Annotated in this window: 24 protein-coding genes; 7 read left to right on the plus strand and 17 right to left on the minus strand. The window is 57.0% G+C overall.

Going from position 1 to position 25,728, the window contains the following annotated elements; all coding sequences use genetic code 11:
• Window positions 1-36 precede the first annotated feature (36 nt).
• The 9 genes from J7394_RS04060 to J7394_RS04100 form a co-directional block, all read right to left on the minus strand.
• The gene (locus J7394_RS04060; RefSeq protein WP_209251143.1) at window positions 37-2,055 is read right to left on the minus strand and encodes a CocE/NonD family hydrolase; all 2,019 of its coding nucleotides are present in this window, start codon (window positions 2,053-2,055) and stop codon (window positions 37-39) included.
• Window positions 2,052-3,053: an ABC transporter ATP-binding protein gene (locus J7394_RS04065; protein ID WP_209251145.1), complete on the minus strand. Its 1,002-nt coding sequence runs from the start codon at window positions 3,051-3,053 to the stop codon at window positions 2,052-2,054. The genes J7394_RS04060 and J7394_RS04065 overlap by 4 nt, the downstream gene beginning before the upstream one ends.
• Window positions 3,050-4,036 (minus strand): ABC transporter ATP-binding protein, encoded by a 987-nt coding sequence (locus tag J7394_RS04070; RefSeq protein WP_209251147.1) that lies wholly within the window; start codon window positions 4,034-4,036, stop codon window positions 3,050-3,052. The genes J7394_RS04065 and J7394_RS04070 overlap by 4 nt, the downstream gene beginning before the upstream one ends.
• Window positions 4,036-4,914, minus strand: a complete 879-nt coding sequence (locus J7394_RS04075; protein WP_371811928.1) for an ABC transporter permease — start codon at window positions 4,912-4,914, stop codon at window positions 4,036-4,038. The genes J7394_RS04070 and J7394_RS04075 overlap by 1 nt, the downstream gene beginning before the upstream one ends.
• On the minus strand, window positions 4,895-5,839 hold the full coding sequence (locus J7394_RS04080; RefSeq protein ID WP_209251151.1) for an ABC transporter permease: 945 nt from the start codon (window positions 5,837-5,839) through the stop codon (window positions 4,895-4,897). The genes J7394_RS04075 and J7394_RS04080 overlap by 20 nt, the downstream gene beginning before the upstream one ends.
• A gap of 51 nt (window positions 5,840-5,890) precedes the next feature.
• Window positions 5,891-7,450, minus strand: a complete 1,560-nt coding sequence (locus J7394_RS04085) for an ABC transporter substrate-binding protein (protein ID WP_209251152.1) — start codon at window positions 7,448-7,450, stop codon at window positions 5,891-5,893.
• Between the two features lie 93 nt (window positions 7,451-7,543).
• On the minus strand, window positions 7,544-8,236 hold the full coding sequence (locus tag J7394_RS23105) for an XRE family transcriptional regulator (RefSeq protein ID WP_209251153.1): 693 nt from the start codon (window positions 8,234-8,236) through the stop codon (window positions 7,544-7,546).
• Between the two features lie 108 nt (window positions 8,237-8,344).
• Window positions 8,345-10,384 (minus strand): NADH:flavin oxidoreductase, encoded by a 2,040-nt coding sequence (locus J7394_RS04095; RefSeq protein ID WP_209251154.1) that lies wholly within the window; start codon window positions 10,382-10,384, stop codon window positions 8,345-8,347.
• Entirely contained in the window at window positions 10,381-11,043 is a 663-nt protein-coding gene (locus J7394_RS04100) for a helix-turn-helix domain-containing protein (protein ID WP_209251155.1), read from the minus strand. Before J7394_RS04100 ends, J7394_RS04095 begins: the two co-directional genes overlap by 4 nt.
• Before the next feature lie 164 nt (window positions 11,044-11,207).
• On the opposite strand from J7394_RS04100, the gene J7394_RS04105 reads away from it, so the two are divergent.
• Window positions 11,208-13,172 (plus strand): CocE/NonD family hydrolase, encoded by a 1,965-nt coding sequence (locus J7394_RS04105; RefSeq protein ID WP_209251156.1) that lies wholly within the window; start codon window positions 11,208-11,210, stop codon window positions 13,170-13,172.
• A 275-nt stretch (window positions 13,173-13,447) separates the two neighbouring features.
• Here J7394_RS04105 and J7394_RS04110 read toward each other — a convergent pair whose 3' ends face one another.
• The 6 genes from J7394_RS04110 to J7394_RS04135 form a co-directional block, all read right to left on the minus strand.
• The gene (locus J7394_RS04110) at window positions 13,448-13,819 is read right to left on the minus strand and encodes a hypothetical protein (RefSeq protein ID WP_209251157.1); all 372 of its coding nucleotides are present in this window, start codon (window positions 13,817-13,819) and stop codon (window positions 13,448-13,450) included.
• Window positions 13,820-14,345: 526 nt separating this feature from the next.
• Window positions 14,346-14,807 carry a GNAT family N-acetyltransferase gene (locus J7394_RS04115; protein ID WP_209251158.1) on the minus strand — a complete coding sequence of 154 codons (462 nt, stop codon included), beginning with the start codon at window positions 14,805-14,807 and terminating at the stop codon, window positions 14,346-14,348.
• Between the two features lie 341 nt (window positions 14,808-15,148).
• Entirely contained in the window at window positions 15,149-16,048 is a 900-nt protein-coding gene (locus J7394_RS04120) for a histone deacetylase (protein ID WP_371811939.1), read from the minus strand.
• A gap of 67 nt (window positions 16,049-16,115) precedes the next feature.
• The gene (locus J7394_RS04125; RefSeq protein WP_209251160.1) at window positions 16,116-16,751 is read right to left on the minus strand and encodes a YdeI/OmpD-associated family protein; all 636 of its coding nucleotides are present in this window, start codon (window positions 16,749-16,751) and stop codon (window positions 16,116-16,118) included.
• Window positions 16,752-16,963: 212 nt separating this feature from the next.
• Complete coding sequence (locus J7394_RS04130) at window positions 16,964-17,185, minus strand: hypothetical protein (protein WP_209251161.1); 222 nt, start codon at window positions 17,183-17,185, stop codon at window positions 16,964-16,966.
• A 292-nt stretch (window positions 17,186-17,477) separates the two neighbouring features.
• Window positions 17,478-18,056, minus strand: a complete 579-nt coding sequence (locus tag J7394_RS04135) for a TetR/AcrR family transcriptional regulator (RefSeq protein ID WP_209251162.1) — start codon at window positions 18,054-18,056, stop codon at window positions 17,478-17,480.
• 257 nt (window positions 18,057-18,313) lie between these two features.
• On the opposite strand from J7394_RS04135, the gene J7394_RS04140 reads away from it, so the two are divergent.
• The gene (locus J7394_RS04140) at window positions 18,314-18,991 is read left to right on the plus strand and encodes a type 1 glutamine amidotransferase domain-containing protein (RefSeq protein ID WP_209251163.1); all 678 of its coding nucleotides are present in this window, start codon (window positions 18,314-18,316) and stop codon (window positions 18,989-18,991) included.
• Between the two features lie 317 nt (window positions 18,992-19,308).
• Here J7394_RS04140 and J7394_RS04145 read toward each other — a convergent pair whose 3' ends face one another.
• Both J7394_RS04145 and J7394_RS04150 read right to left on the minus strand, forming a co-directional pair.
• Window positions 19,309-20,406: a Gfo/Idh/MocA family protein gene (locus J7394_RS04145; RefSeq protein WP_209251164.1), complete on the minus strand. Its 1,098-nt coding sequence runs from the start codon at window positions 20,404-20,406 to the stop codon at window positions 19,309-19,311.
• A gap of 12 nt (window positions 20,407-20,418) precedes the next feature.
• Window positions 20,419-21,129 carry a GntR family transcriptional regulator gene (locus tag J7394_RS04150; RefSeq protein WP_209251165.1) on the minus strand — a complete coding sequence of 237 codons (711 nt, stop codon included), beginning with the start codon at window positions 21,127-21,129 and terminating at the stop codon, window positions 20,419-20,421.
• 105 nt (window positions 21,130-21,234) lie between these two features.
• Here J7394_RS04150 and J7394_RS04155 point away from each other — a divergent pair, with 105 nt between their 5' ends.
• Genes J7394_RS04155 through J7394_RS04175 form a run of 5 tightly spaced genes read left to right on the plus strand, consistent with a single transcriptional unit; the run spans window position 21,235 to window position 25,725 of the window.
• Window positions 21,235-22,389 carry an LLM class flavin-dependent oxidoreductase gene (locus J7394_RS04155; RefSeq protein ID WP_209251166.1) on the plus strand — a complete coding sequence of 385 codons (1,155 nt, stop codon included), beginning with the start codon at window positions 21,235-21,237 and terminating at the stop codon, window positions 22,387-22,389.
• Window positions 22,389-23,279, plus strand: a complete 891-nt coding sequence (locus J7394_RS04160; protein WP_209251167.1) for an aldo/keto reductase family oxidoreductase — start codon at window positions 22,389-22,391, stop codon at window positions 23,277-23,279. The genes J7394_RS04155 and J7394_RS04160 overlap by 1 nt, the downstream gene beginning before the upstream one ends.
• A complete protein-coding gene (locus J7394_RS04165; RefSeq protein WP_170487878.1) occupies window positions 23,279-23,794 on the plus strand; it encodes a flavin reductase family protein in 516 nt (171 codons plus the stop codon). The genes J7394_RS04160 and J7394_RS04165 overlap by 1 nt, the downstream gene beginning before the upstream one ends.
• A gap of 53 nt (window positions 23,795-23,847) precedes the next feature.
• Entirely contained in the window at window positions 23,848-24,435 is a 588-nt protein-coding gene (locus tag J7394_RS04170; protein ID WP_209251168.1) for a TRAP transporter small permease, read from the plus strand.
• Window positions 24,436-25,725, plus strand: a complete 1,290-nt coding sequence (locus J7394_RS04175; RefSeq protein ID WP_170526402.1) for a TRAP transporter large permease — start codon at window positions 24,436-24,438, stop codon at window positions 25,723-25,725. It begins immediately after the preceding gene.
• Window positions 25,726-25,728 lie beyond the last annotated feature (3 nt).

Below are 25,728 nucleotides of genomic sequence, written 5' to 3' on the forward strand. Positions count from 1 at the left end.
TCCTCTGGCCACAAGGGCAAAATATAGTGTGTTTCTTCACATTCCGTTGCGGGGAATGATGTGCGTTTCTTCTTCTTCGAAAATGAGTTCTTCGCCCGACCAGGCCTTGAGGCGTGAGGTCAGGTGAAACTCGGTCGCCGTTGCCCGTTGTTCGGAGTAGGTCCAGATCTTTGCGGACCAGTCTTCCCGGTCGAAACCGGCCGTTTGCTCCATGGTGGCGACGGCGGACAAGGGATCGCTTGGGTGGATCGTGTAGCGCCGGTCTGACACGTCGCTCAATACCGTTCCGATGTCATCGAGGCGGAAATCCCCGATCGGGCCAAATACACCGCCATCCAGAAAGAAACGGTGGGTCATCTCGCCATTCGTCAGGTCGGTGTGGACCGAGCGTTCCATGGACCCATCGCGCACATGCGTTTTTCGAGGGGGGACGTCCGGGGCGGTAGGTTCCGGCAGCGGACGCGGCTCGGGCGCGTCGATTGGTGAAGTTCGGACCGGCAGGTTTAGTCGCGACGTACCGGGTTTAATCGTCAGCGTCACAGGCTGGGGCGCAGGCCACAGGACGGGCCAATAAGCCGAGGCGATTTGCAACGTGATGCGGTGACCTGCTGGTACCCGGTAGCCGGTCCCATATATAGGAACCTTAACGGTCATATCTTCACCGGGCGTGATCGGCGTAGGTTGAGTGTTGCTGTCGCGATGGTTGAGGTTGCAAAAACCCCGCGCGATTAGCGTTTGCGCGCCATCCGGGGCTTCATCCACCAGCAACGCGGCGACAAATCCCTGTGTCTGGTCGGCGGACACCGTGAGGTCAAGACTGGGCTGGCCCAACAGGTCCATCGGTTCGTTAAGGGGCGCCCCTTTGAACTGCAAAGCACCCCCGGCGTCGATCCTGCAATCCGCAGCCATATCACCGGGGATCGCGAACGAGCACATATCGCCTGCAGCCGCACCGAATGTCTGCGGCGAGCAAATCGACATCGCGGGCCCGGTCTGTTCCGTTTCGTCCAGAGTCTGGTCGTTCAGCCAGAGCGTCTGCTCGGACACGTTGGGCGACGGCCAGGAGGGTTCTTCGACCCAGCGTCCAGTGCGTTGCAGATGGGTGCCCGAGGGGGCCGCACTGTCTTGCAGGAAAAACCGCAGCGGGGGTTCATCCATCAGGCCGGTGTCTTTCACCTTGAGCCAATGATCCCAAAAACGGATCACCTCACCGACAAAATCGGCCTTTGGTCCGGGGACGCCTTCATGCGGGTAAAGATGCGCCCAGGGTCCCATCAGGATTTTCACGGGGCCTTTCAGGTGCTCGACAATGCGGAAGGGCGTGTCCCGGTACAGGTCCATCCAGCCGCCGAAAAAATACACCGGAACCTCAACATCCGCGTAGTTCTCGCAGATCGATCCGCGCCGCCACATTTCGTCATGGGTTTGGTGTTCCAGCCACATGGCAGGCCAGAATTTCGCGCCTGTGAGCCGCTCTCGCCACATGTCTTTCCAGCGATCGACGCCGACGATCTCGGGGTCGGGCGGCATCGCATTGTAGAGCTGCATGATTGAGCCCCACCAGAAATTGTCATTGGCCAGACACCCACCATAGAAGTGAATGTCCTCGCGCCAACGATCATCCGTGCCCATCACCGGCGCAATGGCTTTCAGCGCCGGAGGTCGCGTCGCAGCGACCTGAAAGGCATTGTATGCCCCCCAGCTTTTGCCGAACATTCCGACATTCCCATCGCACCACTCCTGAGCGGCAATCCATTGAATGATGTCATGGCCGTCTTGGATTTCCTGATGCGAGTATTCGTCTTCGGCCACACCTTCACTGTCGCCGTACCCGCGAATATCCACTCGGATAGAGGCGTACCCTGCGGCTGCAAAATAAGGATGCATGCTCTCATCCCTCATGCGCGTGCGATCTCGACGCCGGTAGGGAATGTATTCCAGAATGCAGGGCAGTGGTGAAGTTCTGGCCGTTTCAGGCAGCCAAAGCCGAGCGGCGAGCTTTGTCCCGTCGGGCATGGGAATCCAGACGGTTTCAATGACCTCGATTTCACTCATGATGCGGCCTGTTCTTCCATTTCCGGTGGGCGGGCGCCGGGTTCAAGGGGGAAATGACAGGCAACTGCGCGTCCGTCTGTGACCTGCCGTTCCGGCGCATCCACACTGCATCTTGATTGCGCCCATGGGCAGCGGGTGTGGAACTCGCATCCCGCGGGTCGCGCCAACAGCGAGGGAACTTCGGCAGGAAGGGTGATCCTGTCATGGGTTTTGTCTGGGTCGGGTTCAGGATTGGCCGACAGAAGCGCCGCCGTATAGGGGTGTTGAGGTGAACTGAACACCTGTTCGGTGTCGCCTGCCTCGACAAAACGGCCGAGATACATGACCGCAGTTCTATCCGCCACGTGGTGCACCACGTGCAGGTTGTGCGTGATGATCACCATCGCCAGGCCCAACCGCTCGCGAAGGTCGTTTAGCAGGTTGAGGACTTCGCCTTGTACCGACACATCCAGACCAGCAGTGGGTTCGTCGGCGATGATCAACGCCGGGTCTAGCGCAATGGCCCTCGCCACGCCGACCCGTCGGGCCTGCCCACCAGACAACTGATGCGGAAAACGCGAAGCGAAACTGGTCGGCAACCCTACCAAAGTCAGCAGACGCGCGGCTTCTTCCCGCAAGTTGCGGCCTTCGATGCCGTGGATGCGGAACGGTTCCGTCACCAGATCGCCCACGGTCATACGGGGCGAGAGGGAGCCCACTGGGTCCTGAAACATCATCGACATACGTTTGCGAACAGGTTTCATCGCTTTTCGGTCCAGTTCGTCGATGCGCTGGTCCTCAAAAGTGATGGCACCGGCGCTAATCTCCTGCAAACCGTTCACGGCGCGCGCAAGCGTCGTTTTGCCGGAGCCACTTTCGCCGACCAGGGCAAAGGTTTCGCCCCGGTTGACCTCAAAGCTGACCCCGGCCACGCCTAGGATTGCGCTTTTGCGTCCCAGCCCTCCGACCGGAAAAGAAACCTGAACATCTTCGACCTTGAGGATGGGATCGCTGCTCATGCCGTCACTCCGGTTTCAGCTGGGGTATCTGCGACAAAGCAGCGGGCGATATGGCCGTCGCCGATATCCTTGTCGGGTGGCGGTGCCAAGCAAGCGTCCCTCACGCGGTCGCAGCGGTTGGCAAAAATACAGCCAGTGGGTCGCGCGCGCAGATCGGGGATTTCTCCGGGGATAGTCGGCAGATGACGGGTGCGCTCGCTTTGCCGTGCCGGGTCGCATTCCAGCAGCCGCGCCGTATAGGGGTGGCGCGGGTCCTGGAAAATCTGCCGGACGGTGCCGCGCTCCACGACTTCGCCCGCATACATGACCACCACGTCATCACACAGCTCGGCGATCACACCCAGATGGTGCGAGATAAACATGACCGAGCAGCCGATTTTTTGCTGCAAATCCTTGAGCAGCTCGATCGTTGTCACTTCAAGCGTCGCATCCAGCGCAGTTGTAGGTTCGTCCGCGATGAGTAGGGCAGGCTCCATCATCAAGGCCATGGCGATAGCTATCCGTTGTTTCATCCCGCCCGAGAACTGATGCGGATAGCGCGCCAAGGCAGCACGTGCGTCGGGAATACGCACTAATTCCAGCATCTCGACCGCACGGTTCAGCTTTTCCTCTTTTGGCAAGGACGAGCGATACTGGATATTCAGCATCTGCTTGCCGACCGATATCACGGGGTTCAGCGCGCCCATCGGGTCCTGAAACACAGTTGCGATCCGCGGACCACGCAAATCTCGCATGCGTGATGGGGGCAAAGTGGTCAGTTCATCCTGCCCTTCGAACGATATCGAGCCACCGTCGATGCTGCCATTGTCAGCCAGCAGCCCCAGAATGGCGTTGATCAACGTTGACTTGCCGCAGCCAGATTCGCCCACGATGCCAACGATCCGATTTTCGGGCACATCGAAGCTGACGTTTTTCAAGGCGTGCAGCGGCCCGGCCTCGGTTGAGAAGCTGACATTCAGATTGTCTATGCGCAGCGTGGTCATCAGCGTCCTTTCAGCCGAGGATCGAACACGTCCCGCAGCGTCTCACCCAGGAAAGTAAAGCCCAGCGTTGTGATGATGATCGGCACACCGCCTGCAATAGCGATCCAGGCGGTGTCTCGTATATTGGTGAAACCGTCATTCAGGATCGAGCCCCAGCTTGGGGTCGGAGGCCGCACGCCGAGGCCCAGAAAGCTCATACCTGCTTCGATGCCGATGACGACAGGGATGTCCATCGATGCGAGAATAACCAAAGGGCCGATCACGTTTGGCAGAACGTGCACCCGCAGGATACGCGCCGAAGACGCCCCCATGCTTTGCGCAGCGGTGACATATTCCAAGGTTTTCAGTGCAATGGTCTGGGTTCGGATAATTCGCGCATAACCGGGTACAGTGACCAGAACGACAACAACCATCACGGCGGTCAGCGACGGGCCCATTAGCGTCACCAGCGCAAGGGCAAGCATCACGGTCGGAAAGCTTTTCATTGCGTCGAAGAGCAGGATCATCAGGTTGTCCAGCCAACGTGGCCCGTAGCCCGCGATCAAGCCCAGCACGATACCGATCACCAGCGACACAGCGGTGGAGACCAGAGCTACAAACAGCGCGATCCGCCCGCCATGCAGCACCCTGGCAAACAGGTCTCGGCCCAGTTGATCTGTGCCCATCAGATGCTGTGTGCTTGGGCCTTGGAACCGGTCACGCGGGTTGATCTTGGTCGGGTCCCAACTGGTGAGCAGATCGGCAAAGACAGCGCCAAAGATCACGAACAGCACCAGGAACAATCCTAAAGCGCCCAGAGGCTCTCGAAGGATTTTGCGGATCGGGCGCCACAGCTCGGCCATGCGCCCGGGGGCGGGATTAGAAACTGCTTCTGACACGGGGATCCAAAGCTCCGATAATGAGGTCTGCCAACAGGTTGAGCAGAACGAACAGGACGGTGGTGATCAGAACGGTGCCTGTCACGATGGGGAAGTTGCGGGTCAGGATGGCGTCATAGACCAGCTTGCCGACACCAGGGCGGGCGAAGACGATCTCGGCAAAGACCGCCGATGAGAGCATCTGACCAATACCCACGCCCAGCAACGTGACCGTGGGCAGGATCGCAATCGACAGAGCGTAGCGGTAGGTGATTGTTCGATCGGGCAAGCCAAACGCACGTGCGGTGCGGATATGGCTGGCCTCAAGTACTTCGAGCATTGACGCGCGCACCATGCGGGCGATGTAACCGACCCAGCCTAGACCAACGGCCAGAGACGGAAGGATCAGATGGGTAAGTTGATCGCCGAGATTACCGGGTTCACCAGCGCCAATGGCTGGCAGCCAGCGCAGTTCGACGGCAAAGATCAGCAGCGCATAAATCGCGATCACGAAGGAGGGCACCGCGATCACTGCAACGGACAGGATGCCAACGATCCGGTCGGCCCAGCTGCCGCGGCTGACCGCCGCCCAGCAGCCCAGCGGAATGCCAAGAGCAACCGACCACGTGATGCCGCCGAAGATCAGGGCCAGCGTATAGGGCAGTTGTTCGAAAACGACCGTAGTGACGGGGCGGCCTGACAGAACTTCGTCGCCCAGATCACCTGTCCATGCCCCAATGTAGAAGTTCCAGAACTGAACCAGAACTGGCTGGTTCAACCCCATTTTCTCGCGCAGGGCAGCGCGCATTTCCTCGGTCGCCCGAGGTCCCAATGCAACCGAGGCCGGGTCGCCGGGGATCAGGTAGATCATGCAAAACAGCAGGAACATGGCGACCGACACGATCGCAGCAGCCAGCCCAAGCCGTTTGATAAAATAGCTCAGCATACGCGCCCCCTATAGGCGTGCGGGCGGTAGTGCGCCGCCCGTTTGCGTGGATCAGGCGGGTTTGAACAGCGGCAGAAGTGGCTCGCCATTCGGCTTGAGGCCCGGATTAACCGTATCCTTGTGGATCAGGCCAACAACCTCATGCGTCAGGAAGACGTAGCAGCCGCTTTCATCCATGAGACCCTGCATCTTCTTGTAGATCTCATCGCGCTTGGCCGGATCGCTTTCGACCAGGCCTTCTTCGTGCAGGGCCTTGTATTCTTCGTTGTTAAAGCGCTCCCAGTTCCAGACGCCAACCTGTTCCGGTGTGAACCAGACGGTCGCCCAGCTTGGGTCAGGGTTCATCGAGAACCGGCTGAGCACCAGCTGAAGGTTCATGAAATAGTCGCCGTCCTTCGAGCCCAGCGTCCAGAATGTACCACTGTCATTCTGCTTGATCTCGCAGGTGATGCCGACCTCAGCCAGATTAGCCTGAATGACCTGCGCCGCCGTCAGACGCTCGGACTGGTTCAGGATGTCCAGCGTGACGGTCATGCCTTCCGCACCGGCTTCGGCCAGCAACTCACGGGCTTTTTCGGGGTCGTAGTCATAAGTCACGCTGTCCCGGCTGCCGGGCAAACCGGGGGCGATGATGCCGTTGCCCACGGCCGCTGCGCCGAAATAGGCCGCGTCAACCACAGTCTGCCGGTCAATCGCGTGCTGAATGGCACGGCGGATGCGCACGTCTTTCAGCGCTTCGTTGTCCTGGTTCATGCCCAGCCAGACATAAGCCAGCGAGGGTTTTTCCTCGACAACCGATCCCGCAGGCGGGTTTTCCTTGAGACGCGGCAGCGAGGATACCGACGTCCAAGTATAGTCCAGATCGCCCGATTCAAAACCTAGCTCGGCGGTCGAGGGGTCCTCGATGGGCAAAATGTGGATTTCTTCATAACCGCCCGGCTCATAGGCCCAGTCCGGGTTACGCTTCAGAACGGTTTTCTGCTTGGGAACCCATTCGGTCAGGATGTACTGACCGGATTGTGCCACCGGCTCAGAGCCAATCTTGCCGCCGATTTCTTCGACCGCCTTGCGCGAAACGATACAAGAGGCTGGCGTCGGCAGTGTGGTCGTCCAAAGCGGCACGAACTTGTTTTTCAGGTGAATCAGGCCCGAGAGGTTGTCCTTGACTTCAACCTCTTTCAAAGCGCTCCAATCGCCGGCATAGGGGCTTTCGTTGGCCGGATCCGCGATACGCTCAATCGAGAATTTGACGTCATCGGCGGTCATCTGGCCGAAGCCGTCCGTGAAACCGATATTGTCGCGCAGTTTGAATGCAATGGTCAGGTCGTCCAACTGTTCGATGCTTTCGACAGCAACCGGCCGCCAGTTCCATTCATCGCCTTGTTGGTTTGACACCAGCGGGGCATAGATCGACCGCATGATATCGGCCTCGGGCAGCGCGAGCCAGAAGGCTGGGTCCAGCACCTGTAGATCGCTATAGGACCGGATGGTCAGGACCGAGCCATCGGCACTAACAGCCATATGCGGAAATGCGAGGCTGGCCGCGCCCAATGCACCAGCACCGGCCAGAACGGAGCGTCGGGAAACGTACCCTTTGAAAATCGAACTCATTTGCTTACTCCCTGTTTGTCTTCGTGTCCGGGCATCTGTCCGGTTAGGTTGCTTGCGGGCAGGCGCGCCCGCGACTTCAGGTGCCAGCAGGCGTTATCCGTTCTTTTTCTTGTTTGACTGTGGCAGTTGCTCATCAGCGCCAAGTGCTGAGAATCTTGGGATGATGACGGGTGAGTTCACCCAGATCATGCGCGCGGGTTGATCGGTTACGTTGCGCAGGACGTGCAGAATTTCTCCGGGAAAGCTGAAACTGTCCCCAGTGCGCAAGGTGACGGTTTCGTCCTCGAGCACCAGTTCCAGCTCACCGTCCAGAACGACACCATGCATCTCACCATCGCGCGAGAAGTACTGGTCTACGACCTGTTCGGAATAGGGGCGGTAATCTGAGACGCCCAAACAAAACCCACCGCCAATTGAACTTGATAGCAACTGATCCGCATAGCCAGATTGCTCGATGGGTTCGTCGTAAAGCAGGTTCAGATTTCGACGGTTGGATTGACGCACGACATAGGCACGCTCAAGCGGGCCGGAGCCGGGGCGGTGGTTGAAAAACCATTCCTCGGGAACACCAAGGGCATCGGCGATGCGTGAAATCTTGTTGAGCGAGGCGCTGACGGTGCCGCGCTCAATCGCGCTGAGATGGCTGATCGAAACACCGCTGCTGTTTGCAAGCTCAGCCAGTGTCATCTGGCGGGCTTTGCGCAGCTGACGCACCTCGGCACCGAAGGCTGCAAGGCCCTCTTCGCTGGCTGTGCGGGTGTGTTTTTTCGATGCGCCCTGGCTCACGAATCCTCCCTACGCTCGCTGGGTGTTTCGGAAATGCTACGTTAATTTTTCTTCTTCGCAAGAAAAATCATAATTTTTTCTCGTTTTGGCGTTGCCTCTCTGCGCTTGCTACCATCGGATGCCCATACGCAGGGCGTCGTAAATTGATGCGTGAATGTTGCGTGCCGATACGGCGTCACCGATGCGATACAGGTCAAATTCCCCATTGGGATTGGGTTTCGGAAACAGGTCGCCTGTGCCGGAAACAAGCGCACCCTGATCCACCGCCCCACGATTGCGCGACAGAGGTTTGAGATCGAAATACAGATCGTCCAGAGGCTGCGTGCCTTGATTGACAACCACCTGATCATATTCCCTTTTTTCGACCAGATCAGAATAGTCGGTGCCGATATAGGCTTTGAGCTGATTGCCTGATTTTTCGATCGCTTGCAGGGTTCGGGTGACAGTGAACACGGCTCCGGTTTTCTGCAGGGACCGCATATAGGGCACCAGATTCATTGCCATAACCTCGGGCGCAAAGCTGCGGTCACGGGTCATGATTTCAACCCGTGCGCCGGAGGCGGCGATGACCTCGGCGACCATCAGGGCCGGGTGATCTCCTGCATCGTCATAGATCAGCACGTTTTCGCCCGGCTGCACGTCGCCGGACAGTATATCCCAGGCGGACACCGCCAGCTCATTGCCCGAATCGAGGATCGTTGTATTCGGCAAGCCCCCGGTCGCAATCACGACCATATCCGGTGACAGCGCGGTCACGTCACTGGATTCGGCATATGTGTTGAACTGAAACTGAACGTCCCGCGCAGCACATTGCGCCATGCGCCAGTCGATGATCCCGATCATCTCGGCCCGGCGCTTGGATTGCGAGGTCAGGCGCACTTGCCCGCCGGGTTCGGGGGCGGCCTCCAGTACGGTGACGTTATGGCCACGCTCAGCGGCGACGCGGGCCGCCTCCAGCCCGCCGGGGCCTGCGCCGACGATGACCGCATTCCGACGCGTTTCAGCGGCAGGGATGACATGGGGCATCGACAATTCACGCCCGGTAGCGGGGTTATGGATGCATAATGCTTCGCCTGCCTGATAGATGCGGTCGAGGCAGTAGGTTGCCCCAACGCAAGGCCGTATGTCATCTTCTTGCCCGGCCTGGATCTTGGACACGATCATCGGGTCGGCCATATGCGCGCGGGTCATCCCCACCATATCCAAAAGCCCCGAGGACACCGAATGTCTCGCCGTCGCAACGTCAGGTATGCGTGAAGCATGGAAGGTCGGCATGCCCGTTTCGGCCCGCACCCGCCCGGCGAAATCCAGATGCGGCGCGCTTTTCATGCCCTGCACAGGGATCACGTCCGTCATGGCGGGGTCAGTGTGAATGCGCCCACGAATGACATTCAGGAAATCCACCTGACCGCTGTCGCGCAGCCTGCGCGCGATCTCGAGCCCTTCTTCCTCGGTAATGCCGCCTTTTTCGACCTCATCAGCGGTGTACCGAACACCAACGATGAATTCGGGACCGACGCGGTCACGGATCGCATCCAAAACCATAGAGCCAAAGCGAAGTCGGTTTTCGAGGCCACCTCCGAATGGCGCGTCCATCGTGTTGGTCAGCGGCGACCAGAACTGATCTAGAAGATGCCCATAGGCCTGCAATTCGACCCCGTCCAATCCGGCGGCTTGCATGCGTTCGGCAGCATCGGCGTAGTCGGTCACGATCCGCTCGATATCGAAATCTTCCATCTTCTTCGGAAAGGCCCGATGCGCGGGTTCGCGGTAATGCGAAGGGGAAACAGAGGGCAGCCAATCGCCTTTGTTCCAACCGGTGCGCCGCCCCAGATGGGTCAGTTGGATCATCACCGCGCAGCCATGGGCGTGGCAGGCGTCGGTCAGTTCGCCCATCCAGCGCACGACTTCATCCTTGTAGGCAAGGATATTGTTAAACACCGGCGGGCTGTCACGGCTGACGGTGGCAGAACCCGCAGTCATCGTCATGGCAACGCCCGCTTTCGCCCGCATTTCGTGATAGGCGCGATAGCGTTCTTTTGGCATTCCGTCTTCTGGATAGGCGGGCTCATGACTTGTGGTCATGATCCTGTTTTTCAGGGTCAGGTGCTTCAGTTGATAGGGTTGCAGCAGGACGTCACGGCTCATGACGAGGTTTCCCGGTCAGACGCCTGCGGTGCGACGACATCTTTTGGAATGACGACCGGTGAGACAGCCCAAATCAACCGGCATACCTGATCGGTTCGGTTGCGAGCATGGTGCGGGATACGTGCGTCAAAGCTGTAGCTGTCCCCGGCGCGCAGGGTGATGAACTCATCCCCGATCTGCATTTCCAGCTCGCCCTCCAGAACCAGCCCGTGCTCTTCGCCTTCGTGCTTTTGCAAAGGGTCTTCGGGGCGTTCCGAATGCGGTGCATAGACCGCCATGCCCATATAGAACTGCCCGCCAATTGAGCTGGACAGCAGGTGATCGGTATAGCCCAACTCAGCCGCGTCCTGACCGTATAGCGTATTCAGCGCCCGACGATTCTGGGCACGTACCACAAAGGCCTGTTCCATCGGCCCGGCTCCGGCGCGGCGAGCAAAAAACCAACCTGGCGTGACGCTGAGTGCGCTAGCGATAGCTTGCAATACATCGACCGAAGGCTTGGAGACCCCGCGCTCGATCGCCGACACGTGGCTGAGCGAGATGCCCGCCTCTTCGCTCAGCTGTTTGAGCGTGAGCTGGCGGGCTTTGCGCAGCTGCCGAACCTCACTGCCCAGCGAGGATATTGCAGAAGGCAAAGCGACGACGTTGTCAGATGGCATGCGGCTCTCCGAAAATGACTTGAGCGTCCAAACTCTAAAAAATTCAAACCAGAATAGAATTTTAAAGTCAAATTCTATTTTAATCTGAATTTTACGAAATTGTTGCAAGTTCGATCTGGATTTGCAGAAGTGGGAAAAACACCAAACGCACGCGGCAGATCACTATGACAGACCAGCCAGAATACCCATTCGACGTCTCAGAGACGGATCATCTGTGGATCGAAATGCCCGATGGCGTGCGGCTGGCCGCACGGTTGTGGCGCCCTGTGACTCAAGCGCCTGTGCCCGCCATTCTGGAGTATATTCCCTATCGCAAGACCGACATGGTTCGCGCGCGGGATGAGAGGAACCATCCCTATTTTGCCGCCCATGGTTATGCCTGTATTCGGGTGGATATGCGGGGATCAGGGGATAGCGAAGGGCACATGCCGGATATGTACGCTCTGGCGGAACTGAACGATGCGCGGCAAGTGATCGAATGGCTGGCTGCGCAACCCTGGTGCAATGGCCGCGTGGGCATGTTTGGCACGTCTTGGGGCGGGACGGCATCCCTTCAGGCAAGTGTCAATGCGCCAGCGCCCTTGAAGGCCACAATAGCCGTCTGCGCCACGCATGACCGGTTCGAGGACGATATCCACTATATGGGCGGTTGCATTCTTTCGGATACCTTCGAATGGGGCGCGACGCTGCCCTCTATCCTAGCATCTCCGCCGTCGTTGAATGTCGGACCGGAATGGAAATCGTTTTGGAAAGAACGGATCGGCAGTCTGACATTCCCTTTGGAGAACTGGCTGCGTGAGGAGGGGCGTGGTGACTTTTGGCGCCATGGTTCGGTTATTCATACCGCCGACGCCCTTTCGGTTCCGATCCTATCAGTCGGCGGATGGAGCGATCGCTATTCTAATTCCGTCATGTCATTGGTTGATGCCCGCCCCGATCTGGTCTGGGGGGTCGTTGGTCCGTGGGGGCATCATTATCCCGACCACGGGAGCCCTGGGCCTGCCATCGGCTTTCAAAAGCTGGCGCTGGAGTGGTGGGATCATTGGTTGAAATCGGATCAACCCCACACGCCGGAATGGCCGCGCTTGAGGGTCTGGATGCGCGAATTCGATACACCGGGCGACAGTTTGGCCCAAAGATCCGGGGCATGGGTGCAAAGCGGGCCAGCCTCGCAGGAGAGCGAACCGCAGGACTGGGACTTGTCCACGCTTAAATCCAGCGACGGCCCTGCACCATGGAGTGTTCCCGCAGACCCGACCGTCGGGCAAACCGCCGGGGACACGGGGTATTTTGGCCGCCCCAGCGGGCTGCCACTTGACCAAACCGGAGACGATGCCAGGTCATTGGTGTTCGAAACGGCGCCTTTGGCCCAAGACGTCATTATCTATGGTTCGGTTACACTGACTCTGCGCGGCGAGACCGGCGACAATCCGGGGCAGATCATCGCCAGACTTAGCGATGTGGCCCCGGATGGGGTCGCTGCACGTGTAAGCTATGGGGTTCGAAACCTGGCGCTTGATGAGAATTTGGATCGCACCCCGTCAGCGGCGAAAACAGGCGAATTCAATGCGGACATCCGGCTTCATTCGACGGCCTATCGCGTGCGCAAGGGACACAGCCTGCGACTGGCTTTGTCCTCCTCTTACTGGCCTCTCATTCACGCGAAATCATCGGCCTTGGATATACAGATAAACCAGGCATCGCTGCGTTTGCCTGTTTTACCCGATGCGCCCGCTGACCTGTCCACGCCACTGCCCACAGCCCAAGACCTGCCCGTGCAGAAGCGGCATTCCACCCATGCGCCTGCCGCTTTGACACGCTGGACGCAGACCAAAGGGAACTGCATCGAGATGGGCTGGCATCAGCCGCTTCTGAGGACGACCTTTGCCCAGACAGAAACCATTTTCAGCTATGAAACCAGCATGAAGCACAGTCTGGACACTTCAGATGGCGTCGAGCAACAGACAAGCATATGTCACAGGATGGTTTTCGAGCGGCCTGACGGAATTGCTGAGGTTTCGGTCGCATTGACTGCCAGAACCACAGACGACCGCACTACGGCGGATGCCGGGTTGGATGTGGCATGGAACTATCAGCCCTTCGCAACGCGGCAATGGCGCATTTTGTAACAATTCGCCAGCCAATTCACTGTCAGTTTCAGCACTTCTTCTTTGTCGGATCTGAATCCACTTGGGTCCGGGCAAACTCTTTTTGTATCGCTTGCCGCCGGCTCTCTGTCTGACGTCAGCACCAATAGGTCCAAATAGCGGCATAAAAAAGAGAGTGTTCTTGGCTCATGGTAACCACTGAGGAGTGGAAAATGAGAAAGAAAACACAGATTATTACAGAAAAAGACTTCCGCAAAACAATTCCTTTTGGTTAATGCCAGCACTTCGATACTTGATCAATAGCGAGAGAGCCCGTCCAGCAAGTGATCCGATATAGCGCGATCAGGGAAGAAACCGCTGATAGTCATTGGGGCGGTTTGCTTATAGTTTGGATAGTTCTTTTCCAGGAAAGCGAGGCTTCGCTTTCCTTCTCCAGTATCTCCGATGTGCGGAAATGCTGACGCACGCAACAAGTGTAACCAGTAGCCCCCGTCAAGGTGTTTTCCAGCCAGGAGCTCCGAAGCACGTGCAATGTCGTTCTTCAGAACAGCTGCGGCGATATCAATAAATTCGGCAGCGCAGAAAGCTTGATTTGAAGGTGCGCTGCAATCGGTGTCACCTGTCCCAAAATCCCTGACGACGGACAGTTTTGAGAAGAGCGGCATCACCTGCTAGCGATCCGTAGAGATTGCCACTTTCAATCTCAGCCTGTTCTCTTGAACCTAAAGTATCTCCGTTCCGTAAGAGCGCATATCCAAGTGCAAGCTGTCCGTCGTTTGGAGTTTTGGACCAGTTGGCCGTCTGACCTAAGAGAGGATCTGGCTCATCCGGTTCGCGTAATTATGCGGCGGATTTGCAGCGAAGCTTCGATGACTGCGATACGCTTCGTCGAATGCCGACGACCTACTTCAAGAAATGAGCGTGGTGTATCGGGTCGATATAGGGGGCTGAAACTCTTGTGAATTTCAGTGGCTAGGAAATGTAACCAATCAAGTGATCGAAGTCGCTGTTACTCACCCTCCGTTAGAAGGTTTTTCTCGGGCGCATGTTTGTCCAAATATAGAATGATCACCGGGATTTCGGTGAGGATCTGTCCGTCCGAAGTCTCTAAAGCGGAATTTGCTGCCGTTGCCAAGTAGAGCAAACAAATGAAACCGACCTGCCTGAAGACAGGCCAGCACCAGCCAACAAAGCTTAGTCAAGTGACTTCCAGAAGACGACCTTGTCATCCCCCGCCGCCCAGAAATCCCTGATACGGGCTTCCTCGCTGTAGCCGTTCTTGCGATAAAACTCTCGGGTTTGCGCAAACTCGTCTGTGCCTGAAGTGTCGGCTAACAAGATGCGCTGTCCACGCTCTTTGAGTTCGACCTCAAGATGCTTAACGATGGCACCGCCAAAACCGTTGCCCTGCTCTGTTGGCAGAATTGCGATCGCGAGCATGTTCCATGCGCCTTCGGCCAATTCCTCTGGGACTGCGTAGCAGAAGCCGACGGCCTTACCGTTTGCTTCGCATGTCAGCCAAATATCAGAGCTTTTGCCGTCAGATAAAGATGCGTCCACCATGTCAGGGAGCAATTCACTAGGAAAAAGCTCCGTACCGCGAAGCACCTCCTGCAAGGCCCCGACATCGTCTTGCTTTGTTGGTCGTATTTTCATTAGTTCTTCGTCTTTCTTCGTGCAATCAATCAAGCAAAGACGCTTGACGTGACGCGTGCAAAGCTCATGGATTGGTGATTGTAGTTTGAGTGTTCACGAGCCTCGCAAAAAGAATCCCTACCAAATTGGCGCAGATTCTATTTGGCTTGGTCGCCCTGCCGTTCAGGGCTTAGCGGTTTCCCGCAATCGTAGACATAAAATCTCCATCGCCTAGCTTTTGTACCAAGCGTGAAAACAGAATATCAGTGCGGTAACTCACGAGCAAGACGAAGTGGGATTGGGCTCAGAACGGACCATCGAAATACAGCGAAGACTACAAGTCACGGAGACTATGACAGTCATTAAAACCGGTGAAGTTGCTTTGCGACCCGATAGGTGTTGGAATAGGCCTTGACGGAAGCCTCAATGGGATCGGCGTAGCCACCGCCGATTGCCATTGAGACCGGGATGCCGCGGCCTTTGCAGGCGTGAAGCACCGCCTGATCGCGCTGGATGAGGCCATCATGGGTTAGCGCAAGCCGCCCTAGCTTGTCTTCTGCCAGCGGATCAACACCTGCCTGGTATAGAATGAGGTCGGGACGAAATTCGAACACAGCCGGCAAGTGATCGGTTAGGGCGCGAAGGTAATCCTCGTCGCCGGTGCCGTCCGGCAGTGCGACATCGAGATCCGCAGGAAACTTGCGGAACGGAAAGTTCTTTGCGCCGTGCATCGAAAAGACGAAAACCGATGGATTTTCGGCAAAGACTGCAGCGCTGCCGTCGCCCTGATGGACATCAAGATCGACGATTGCAACCCTTTCAACCTTACCAACCGCAAGCAAGTGGAGCGCCGCGACGGCTTGATCGTTGTAAACGCAATAACCGGATCCAAACGTTGGATGAGCATGATGCGTTCCGCCGGCGAGTTGCCCCGAGATACCGCTCTCCAGAGCGGTCTCAGCAGCGGCAATTGCGCCACCGACCGTGGCACGAACACGTAGCACAAGTTCTGGGCTCCACGGGAAACCAATCCGTTTGATGGCCTTTTCTTCCAGTTCTCCGCTTTCAAACTGCGCGACAAAACCGGCAGCGTGCGCGCGCAGTATTGAGGCATCGCTGGCTGGCAAGGACTCCGCAATCTGCGCCTCCTGAAGAATACTGTCCTTCAGCAATTGTGTGCGAAGCATTTCGTACTTGCCTTTCGGAAACCGATGTCCGGACGGCAAGGTAAGGGAGGATGTGTGAGGAGCATAAAATCTCATGACTTGGGTGAATTGTAACTCAGGGAACGCGCCAAAGCATAGCCGACCTCTCGACAGATCAGCAACGTCAGCCGCCGATGGCCTTGCGTTCAAAATAGTGGATGAATGCACAGGAAGGCGACAGTTGATATCTGATGCGAGTGTGAAGACATGTCTTTCGTTCGAAACGGCCGAAAAAATACAGGTTGTCGCAACAACTGGGTTCAACACTCAACACCACAATGGTCAGGCGCATCTGTTGCATGACTCTCGCGACAAAGCTGATCAACTGAGCAATGCGTTTCACGCGTGTTTCTGCTCGCTCTGCCGTGTTAGCGGCAAGAACGAGGCCGCGTGTCTTGCCAGGTGTCAATGCAGACCAGGTGTCACTGAGATTTGCAGCGCGAACGGCCGAAATCACGTCGTATGGCATTTCTAAGAAGTTTGGATCAGCTTTGTGCAGGCGGACGTCGATATCCTCACTGGGTGATATCCGAGCTGAACGAAGAACAGCCTTTCTCGTGCACACAAAGGCCTCAGATATGACTGAGGATTTCGCAAGAGCCATGTTGAAAGGATGATCATTCAATTCGACCTCCACGCGTTTTGCCCCCGATTTTTTGAATGCGGCAGCGATTTCATGTGGAATAGGCAAAACCGTGTAGGTGCTCTGGCCACAGTCCAAAGGCTCGAAACGTCCTACAAACGAAAACTCATCAGCCACAGATACCTTCCTCAGCTGTCGAAATGATTGTTTGAATACTGATTGCTTAGAGGTGTTCGATGTTCGCTCTGGGATGCGAGCTGCCTTATGGAGATGCAACTTGCCCTGGACTGTAGCTGGAAGGTCGGTCGGAAGCGTTTGCCTGTAGAAATTAGCCAAGTTTCTACTGTGTGGGACCAAGCGGGCTTTCGCTGAAGGTGCTCGAATTTCCGCTACCGGTCTGCATCACCTGATGCGCGAACCAGAATCCACTCAATACCTCTCTGGCAATCGTCGATGGTTATCGGATTGTCTTTGTCGCTAGTCGCCGAGAAGACAAAGCCGCGCGTGTAGTTGATCAAAAGGTGCGGTAGGAAGTTGTCCCAATCACCGTGCATAAGGCATTGTGAGCATTTCCTTAGCTCATCTGCAATCTGAACGAGGTCTTGGCTCATGAGCGAAAAATCCTCTAGAAACGTCCGCTGCAATTTGGCGTTCAACAAGGTGCATGTGCAGTATACAAGCGGAATTGTATTTGCTTTTTCATATTGGCTTTCGCCGGCGATAGGGACGCATAAATGGAGGATCGGGTTGATGAAGCCGGTCAGCTGAAATTCGATGCGCGGGGGATTTGCCCCTCACCCACGACGACTACGACATTCTCAAGACAGACGCCGTGTTCCGCGACGCCGCGCAGAACATAGTCTTGGTTGAGCCGCCAGAAGGCCTCGCGTCCTGCTTCCGCGACTACGCCCCTATCCCGAGGGTTTTACGCGTTTGAGCAAGCGCAAAGACAAACGGGTCCTCTGTGCGCGAGATTTTGACCATCACGCTTGCCCCAACCCACAAAGAGTACAAGTTCAAAGCCAACGCGCGGCAGTCACCCATGGCTTTCAGGGACCCATCCGCGTTGCCCGCGTCAATCGCGGCGGTAAGGCGCGCAACGATCCCTTTTGTTCCAGCGTTCAGAGCAGCGCGCATAGGTTCGGAAAAATCCGATACTTCGGCCCCCAGCTTCACAGCCAGACAACGCCCTTCACACCCGTTCAAGGTCTGGTTTTCGCGCCAATTGGCGAAATACAGCATCAGCCGTTCTGCCGCGGTTAGCCCGGGCTTGGCAAACACCTGATCCATTTCGGCGTGGTAGGATTCAAAATAGCTGTCCAGCATCGCAACGCCATAAGCGTCTTTGGAGGCAAAGAAATGGTAGAATGATCCCTTTGGCACACCCGCAGACTTGAGAATTTCTGCCAGACCAACGGCGCTAAATCCTTTTTGACCAATCAGCGTCTGACCAGCCGACAGAATCTCTGAACGCTTGTTCATGCTCCGTGCCTCCTCGGTAAAGTGCGCTCTGTTGAGAAATAGACATCTGGTCTACTCTATTTCAACGCAGAACTTGGTATCAAAGAAATATAAATTAGTGGACGCAGCGTCATAGCACAAATAGTGATCCGGTAAGTAGACGACCGGTCTATTCAATCCTAGATGCTTGGTATTCAGCCGCATGGTTGATCCAAAAGGCACTGCGCTCCTTGGACTGCGGTGACCGTCTCTGATGCTCAAAATAGGATACCCCTCACATGAAGATCCTGATGGTTCTTACCTCCCATGACCAACTTGGTGATACCGGTTTCAAAACTGGTTTCTGGCTCGAGGAACTGGCGGCGCCGTACTACATCTTCAAAGATGCGGGCGCCGAGATCACGTTGGCCTCTCCACGAGGCGGACAACCACCGCTTGACCCTAAAAGTGCTGAAGAGGGCTTTCTGACAGACGCAACACATCGCTTCAATGCGGATGAGGAAGCCAAGGCAAAGCTGGCACAAACGACAAAACTGTCGGACGTATCGGCAGAGGACTATGACGCCGTTTTCTATCCCGGCGGTCACGGTCCGCTATGGGATTTGGCGGAAGATGCAAAATCCACGAGCCTTATCGAAGCATTCCATGCCGTTGAAAAACCTGTCGGCCTCGTGTGCCATGCCCTCGGCGTGTTGAAACATGTCAAAGGTGTAGACGGGCAACCGTTGGTGAGTGGCAAAACGGTGACTGGCTTTACCAACTCCGAAGAAGCGGCGGTCGGGCTGACAGACGTCGTGCCGTTCCTGGTCGAAGACATGCTGCAAAGCAATGGGGCCACCTTCACCTCTGGCGACGACTGGATGTCACATGTGGTCGTTGATGGACATTTGATCACCGGTCAAAACCCAGCCTCCTCCGAAGGGGCTGCTGAAAAGGTTCTTGCAAAACTAGCCTGACCTGAGCCGGTTTTCATGCGGAGAGACGGCGCATGGGACAACCATGTCCCTGCTCTCTCCGCCAAACAATTGGTTTCAAACGTCGGGCATTTTTGCTCGGGCTGACACCATCATCAGAGGCAGAGAAAACGGCGCAAATCGGGTCAATCCAGAAACCGCGCTTGCTGCCTCGATAGCACGCGGCCTGGAATGAAGTTGCGGCGAGTTTGATCTTCCTAAACCAATCAAACACACGTGTTCCAAAGCATGCGATGGCAGACACGGCGTAGCATCAATCTATAGGCCTCTTGGCGGCTGCAAAATATTCATGATCCTGATCAATCGACCATATACACCGTTTCGCCCGTGTCTATCGCCTGTTGCGCCGCTTGTCCCATCCTGACGGCCCAGAGGCCGTCGTTCAAACTCACGTCCGGCTTAGCTTTTTCGCCACGAAGCACGGCCAAGAACCCTTTGTGCTGATAGTAGGTCGACCCATTATGATCTCCAGCCGCCAATAGGTTCGGGTCCACTGGAACGTCCATTGATACGGGACCTTTGGGGTTGCGCGGACTAATGATTACGCGCGGAGGCGGAGGGGCGCCCAAGTGATCCTGCCAAAAGCGCACCGGTCCTGGAACCAGAGCCTCGATTTTAGTGTCTGGTCCGACGACTGATATTTCTTCTTGATAGCGAGAGCCTTCGGCGAACATGCACAGTTCCAGCATCGCGCGCGCACCCGAGGCAAAATCGACAAGAACATAGCCGTGATCCAGAATATCGGGGGTTTGACCGTCGTAACTCTCGTCCAAATGGTTCACCGCCTGACCACCACTTGCGGTTATGCGCACCGGGTCGGATTGCAATATCAGACGCATGAGGTCGAAGAAGTGGCAGCATTTTTCGACAAAAGTACCGCCAGTATTGCGGTTGAAGCGGTTCCAGTGGCCGACCTTGTCCAGGAACGGAAAACGATGCTCGCGGATCGATAGCATTTTTATACCACCTGTCACCTGAGCCTTCTCGATCAGAGCAGCAACTGGGGGCATGTACCGGTATTCCATCGCAACCCAAATCGGGCAGGGGTAGTTGCGCTGCAACTTCTCGAGTCGGGCCACGTCTTGCGGGTCGGTGAATAGTGGCTTTTCTACCAAAAGCGGTAGCGGACGTGTTTCCGCAATTTCGCAAATCTGGTCCACATGAAGATGGTTTGGGCTAACAATGACGACGCAGTCCAGTTCTTCAATCGCCAGAAGCTCTTGCACGGAATCCACCATTGCTGCCGTTGGCGCAATTGCCTTGGCAGCTTTTGCCATCTCTGGATCGGGCTCAAAGATTGCTGCCACATTGGTGCCCTCCAGCAATCCGATGTTGTGCAGGTGCTCTTGCCCCATCATGCCGCATCCAATCAGCCCGTAATTGATGGTCCGGGTCATGTGCGATTCCTTTTACTTCAAGCGTTGTACGTAGTTGGCCCGATCTGGGTCGAACCATGTTTTTGAGAATTCAACGGGTTCGGCGTTTTCCGACCAGCTGAACCGCTCGATGTAGCCTACCGATTGGCCCGCTGGTTTGGTGAAGTCAGGAGGTGTCCAGTCCGGTAGCGGTTGGACCGCGACTCTGTCTTCGGCCCTTGCGATCCAAAAGCCCAATTGGCGCTGATAGTAGCGGTAGAGTGAGTCGGACAGCAGGCTCTGGTCGATCAGGCCCGCTGATTCGTCGAGCCAAATTTCCTCGACTGCGATTATTGTATCATTCAGGTAGCGCATGCGCCGGACGCGCGAACCGGCATCAGAAGCCCCGAATTTTGGCAGATTGGCTGGCTTCTTCAGATGGTCAACTGACAGGACATCCGCACGTGGCAGGCCACCCCCTTCAGGTAGTTCCAGCCTGAACATTGCATAGACGCTGTTTTGTGTACCGGTCTCGCGGATGTAGTTGCCTGAGCCCTGGATACGCTCCAACATCCCCTTTTTTTCTAGCTCAGAGAGCGATTTTCGGAGCGTTCCAACCGAGACATTCAGTTCCGCTGCCATCTCTCGCTCGGGTGGCAATCGCTCGCCATCGATAAGGCGCCCAGCCGCAACGTCGCGGATCAGGAGTTCCGCGATTTGAATATATACTGGCAGGGCGTTTGGGTTTCGGCTGGAGGCAGGCACGGAGGACACTTCACTCGGTCGCAGGAAAAATTGATACACTATTGATCTACATCAAAGCGATTGCTACGCAAGAGGAAAGTCAAAGATGTACGGAGCGTGAATCAAATGAGCATCGTCCCCATCACATCCCCCGATCTGGATGCGGCCGAAGTTTCGTGGTTTGCCGCGCTGTGTTCCGATGATTACCAGTTCCTTGGCGTGCCCGATGGCGACCTGCGGTCAAGCTGGGAGCATTGTTCTGGCATCGTGAAAGAGGCCGAAGCGCAGGGGTTCCGCAATATCCTATGCCCGTCCTCCTATCAGGTCGGTCAGGACACGCTGAGCTTTGTCGCGGGCTGCGCCCCAATCACCGACCGGATCAACCTGCTGGCCGCTGTACGCTGTGGCGAGATGCAACCGATCATGCTGGCCCGCACCATTGCAACGCTGGATCACATGCTGAAGGGGCGGTTGACGGTCAATATCATTTCCTCCGACTTTCCCGGTGAAAAAGCCGACAGCGCGTTCCGCTATCAGCGCTCGCGCGAAGTGGTAGAGATCCTGAAACAGGCTTGGACACAGGATGAGATCAATCACGCAGGCGAGGTCTATAACTTCTCAGGTCTGACCACTGACCCGGCCAAGCCATACCAGGTTGGAGGGCCGCTGCTCTATTTCGGTGGTTATTCCCCCTCTGCGCTAGACCTGTGCGGCGAACATTGTGATGTCTACCTGATGTGGCCCGAGACCAAGGACCAACTGGCTGAGCGGATGAAGGCCGTTCATGCGGTCGCCGAGAACTACAACCGCACGCTGGACTACGGTTTGCGTGTTCACATGATCGTTCGGGATACCGAGGCAGAAGCGCAGGAATATGCGGATTACATCGTTTCGAAACTGGATGACGAATATGGTCGTGCAATCCGGGAGCGGGCGCTTGACTCGACCTCTCTCGGTGTTGCGCATCAGGCCAAGAACCGCGATCTGGCGGATGAATATGGTTATGTTGAACCGGGTCTATGGACCGGCGTTGGCCGTGCGCGTTCGGGCTGCGGAGCCGCTTTGGTCGGTTCGACCGATCAGGTTATGTCCAAGATCGAAGAATATCAGAAGATGGGCATCCGGGCCTTCATTTTCTCAGGCTACCCTCACATAGACGAAGCCCGCCATTTCGGCAGCCGTGTTCTGCCCAACCTGAAAACCTGTTCGCTGCCCGAGGCTTATGGGCGCGTGCCTGCAACTACCCCGGCGACCCCGCTGGGCAACGGAGTTCGTCGCTGATGCAACGTGTGAAACTTTCTGACTCGCTGGAAATGAGCCGCCTTGTCTATGGCATGTGGCGCTTGGGCGACGACGCAGACACATCGGCGGCGCATGTCGAAGCCAAGATCCAGGCCTGTCTGGATCAGGGTGTCACCACCTTCGATCAGGCCGATATCTATGGCGACTACGGAGCCGAGGCGGTTCTGGGCAATGCCCTGCGCGCCAATCCCGGTCTGCGTCAGCGGATGGAGATCGTCACCAAATGCGACATCGTCGCGCCCTGTGGCCGTTACGCGGACGCCAAGGTGAAATACTATGACACCTCGCGCGCGCATATCGTGAAATCGGTGGATACGTCTTTGTCTGAAATGGCGATTGACCATATCGATCTGCTTCTGATCCACCGTCCAGATCCCATGATGGACCACCATGAGACCGGAGCGGCTCTGGACGAGGTCGTCGCCAGCGGCAAGGTCGGCGCGGTCGGCGTGTCGAACTTCCGGCCTTGGGATTGGTCCCTGCTGCAATCGGCCATGAAAACCCTACTGGTCACCAACCAGATCGAGGTGTCTCTGGGTGAGATCAGCCCCTTCACCAACGGCGATCTGGCATTTCATCAGCAGCATGGGCACCCGATCATGGCGTGGTCGCCGCTGGGTGGAGGCTTGTTGATGGCCGGAAACCCGCCGGTGGGCGTTGTAGCGGACGAAATCGCAGCCGAGTTCGGCGTGGATCGCGCTGCGGTTGCCGTGGCCTTCTTGTTGGCGCATCCGGCCAACATCCTGCCAGTTCTGGGTACCAACAACCTGGATCGGATCAAACGCGCGTCGGACGCTTTGAAAGTCAAACTGGATCGCGAAAGCTGGTACCGCCTCTATGAGGCGGCGCTGGGGCATGAGGTACCGTGATGAATGCAATCTCAAAGGACATGACCCACACCTTCGTGCCGCATAAAGACGACACCCGCACTCTGCGCGACGCTTTCGGGCGTTTTGCGACCGGCGTAACGATCGTCACCTGCGACAGCGCGGACGGGCCGGTCTGCATTACGGCCAACAGCTTTTCATCCCTGTCATTGGACCCGCCCTTAATCATGTGGGCTGGCGACCGCAACTCGCGACGTTTCCCGTATTTCCACAAAGCCCGCCATTTCAGCGTGCATGTGCTGTCCTCGGAACAGGCCGAGCTGTGCTTTGGCTGCTCGAAAGACGCCTTTGCGCTGCGCGATATCGAGCATGAGCGGTGCGAAAACGGAACGCCGATCCTGCCGGACTGCTTGGCGCGGTTCGAATGTGAACAACACGCGTATCACGATGCGGGCGATCACGTTATTGTGGTGGGAAAGGTTCTTAAGGCCAGCATGGCGGATGGAGACGCGCTGACCTTTTACGCCGGGAAACTCGGCCAATTCGCGCAGCACTAAGCGCGATTTGACGACCGCGGGACATACCCGCGGCTGAACAAGGGAGGATCCGCATGAGCGGACTGGCATCGGTGCTTGCGCCGATTGCATTCGTGAACGAAACCGTGCTGCGTCTGGGCCGCGCGGTTGGCGTCGTTGCGATTGCACTCATGGTGATCGCAATCCTGATACAGGTGTTCTTCCGATACGTGCTAGGCAATGCTTTGCCTTGGCCGGATGAGGCTGCCCGGTTTTGCATGCTCTGGATGACCGGGCTTATGGCCCCCACCGCGTTCCGGCGAGGCGGCTTTGTGGCCATCGACATGCTGGAACGTTTCCTACCTCGCATAATCGGCCAAACGCTAAACCTGTTCCTGCTGCTGATTTCGCTCGCTGTCCTGCTGGTTGCCGTCAATATCGGCTGGTCCGAGGTCACTGGCTTTGGAGGTAGATTCGCCACCGCTGCGCTATACCTACCCACCTCACTCGGGTTCGACGAATGGTACCGCATCCCACGCAGTTGGATGATGGCCTCGCTGCTTGTTGGGGTCATCCTGCTGATCTCAGTGAATATCGAATTGATCCTGCGATCCTTCATCACTCTGCTCGGCGGGGGTCACCTGTTGCCTGAAATTCCTGATGCGGCAGTGGGGGCCGAATAAATGCTGATCTGGTTCCTGCCCACCTTCTTGGTTTTCCTACTGATCGGCCTGCCGGTCTTTTTCGCCCTTCTGGCCGCGCCTGGCATCCTGCTGTGGCTGAACGGACAGACCAACGACATCACGCTGCTCTATCGCAATGTCTATAACGGTATGGACAGCTTCCCGCTGATGGCGATCCCCTTCTTCATGCTCGCCGGAGAGTTGATGAACCGTGGCGGCATCACAATCCGCTTGGTCGAGTTCAGCCAGGCCCTGATGGGCCACCTGCGGGGCGGCCTTGCGCATGTGAACGTGCTGAGTTCAATACTCTTTGCGGGCCTCTCGGGGTCCGCTGTGGCGGACACCTCGGCGCTTGGGTCGATGCTAATCCCAGCGATGGAGAAGCAGGGATATACCCGCAAATTCGCTGCTGCGATCACGGCGGCCAGTTCGGTGATCGGACCGATTATCCCACCTTCGGGCATCATGATCATCTACGCCTATGTCATGGGCGAAAGCGTCGCCGCGCTGTTCTTAGCGGGCATCGTGCCGGGCGTGATGGTGGGTGTTGGCCTGATGCTGATGATCAAACTCATGGCAGACCGCTACGACTTCCCCGTTGCCAGCCGAAAATACACCTGGCCCGAGCGACGTCAGGCTAGCCTGAAAGCCTTCTTCCCGCTGATGACGCCAGTGATCATTCTGGGCGGCATTCTGGGCGGCATCTTCACGCCGACCGAGGCCGCCGCCGTCGCCGTGGGCTACGCCTTCATCATCGGCTTCTTCGTGCTGCGCACGCTTACTTGGAAAGAGGTCCCCGAGGTTCTCAGCAATGCAGGCATGACGTCGGCAGTCGTCCTTCTGCTGGTCGGCGCGGCGATGGCGTTCAAGACGGTTGTCAGCCTCAGCCACGCGCCGGAACAGCTGGCCTCGCTGATCCTCAGCCTGTCGGAAAACCCGCTGATCCTGCTGTTCCTGATCAACCTTCTGCTGTTCATCGTCGGCATGTTTCTGGATGCCGGCCCCGCAATCATTATCCTTGGCCCGATCCTTGGACCCATCTTCACAAGTCTCGGCGTCGACCCGATCCACTTCGCCATAATCATGAGCGTCAACCTGACAGTCGGCCTCGCCACCCCGCCAATGGGCTTGGTGCTGTTCGTGGCCGCCGCCGTATCGCGCGAGCGGGTCGAGACCATCGCCAAGGCGATTCTGCCGTTCCTAGCCGTTGAAATCATAGTGATCTTCCTGATCACCTATATCCCCGCACTATCCATGACGATCCCGAGGATAACGGGATTTGCAAACTAACTG

Source organism: Ruegeria sp. R13_0 (genome assembly GCF_017743995.1).
Taxonomy (GTDB): domain Bacteria; phylum Pseudomonadota; class Alphaproteobacteria; order Rhodobacterales; family Rhodobacteraceae; genus Ruegeria.

Coding starts and splice junctions, on each gene's coding strand:
- J7394_RS04060 (WP_209251143.1), bottom strand. CDS start 2,055: ATGAGTGAAATCGAGGTCATTGAAACCGTCTGGATTCCCATGCCCGAC.
- J7394_RS04065 (WP_209251145.1), bottom strand. CDS start 3,053: ATGAGCAGCGATCCCATCCTCAAGGTCGAAGATGTTCAGGTTTCTTTT.
- J7394_RS04070 (WP_209251147.1), bottom strand. CDS start 4,036: ATGACCACGCTGCGCATAGACAATCTGAATGTCAGCTTCTCAACCGAG.
- J7394_RS04080 (WP_209251151.1), bottom strand. CDS start 5,839: ATGCTGAGCTATTTTATCAAACGGCTTGGGCTGGCTGCTGCGATCGTG.
- J7394_RS04085 (WP_209251152.1), bottom strand. CDS start 7,450: ATGAGTTCGATTTTCAAAGGGTACGTTTCCCGACGCTCCGTTCTGGCC.
- J7394_RS04095 (WP_209251154.1), bottom strand. CDS start 10,384: ATGAGCCGTGACGTCCTGCTGCAACCCTATCAACTGAAGCACCTGACC.
- J7394_RS04100 (WP_209251155.1), bottom strand. CDS start 11,043: ATGCCATCTGACAACGTCGTCGCTTTGCCTTCTGCAATATCCTCGCTG.
- J7394_RS04105 (WP_209251156.1), top strand. CDS start 11,208: ATGACAGACCAGCCAGAATACCCATTCGACGTCTCAGAGACGGATCAT.
- J7394_RS04115 (WP_209251158.1), bottom strand. CDS start 14,807: ATGAAAATACGACCAACAAAGCAAGACGATGTCGGGGCCTTGCAGGAG.
- J7394_RS04120 (WP_371811939.1), bottom strand. CDS start 16,048: ATGAGATTTTATGCTCCTCACACATCCTCCCTTACCTTGCCGTCCGGA.
- J7394_RS04130 (WP_209251161.1), bottom strand. CDS start 17,185: ATGAGCCAAGACCTCGTTCAGATTGCAGATGAGCTAAGGAAATGCTCA.
- J7394_RS04135 (WP_209251162.1), bottom strand. CDS start 18,056: ATGAACAAGCGTTCAGAGATTCTGTCGGCTGGTCAGACGCTGATTGGT.
- J7394_RS04140 (WP_209251163.1), top strand. CDS start 18,314: ATGAAGATCCTGATGGTTCTTACCTCCCATGACCAACTTGGTGATACC.
- J7394_RS04145 (WP_209251164.1), bottom strand. CDS start 20,406: ATGACCCGGACCATCAATTACGGGCTGATTGGATGCGGCATGATGGGG.
- J7394_RS04155 (WP_209251166.1), top strand. CDS start 21,235: ATGAGCATCGTCCCCATCACATCCCCCGATCTGGATGCGGCCGAAGTT.
- J7394_RS04160 (WP_209251167.1), top strand. CDS start 22,389: ATGCAACGTGTGAAACTTTCTGACTCGCTGGAAATGAGCCGCCTTGTC.
- J7394_RS04165 (WP_170487878.1), top strand. CDS start 23,279: ATGAATGCAATCTCAAAGGACATGACCCACACCTTCGTGCCGCATAAA.
- J7394_RS04170 (WP_209251168.1), top strand. CDS start 23,848: ATGAGCGGACTGGCATCGGTGCTTGCGCCGATTGCATTCGTGAACGAA.
- J7394_RS04175 (WP_170526402.1), top strand. CDS start 24,436: ATGCTGATCTGGTTCCTGCCCACCTTCTTGGTTTTCCTACTGATCGGC.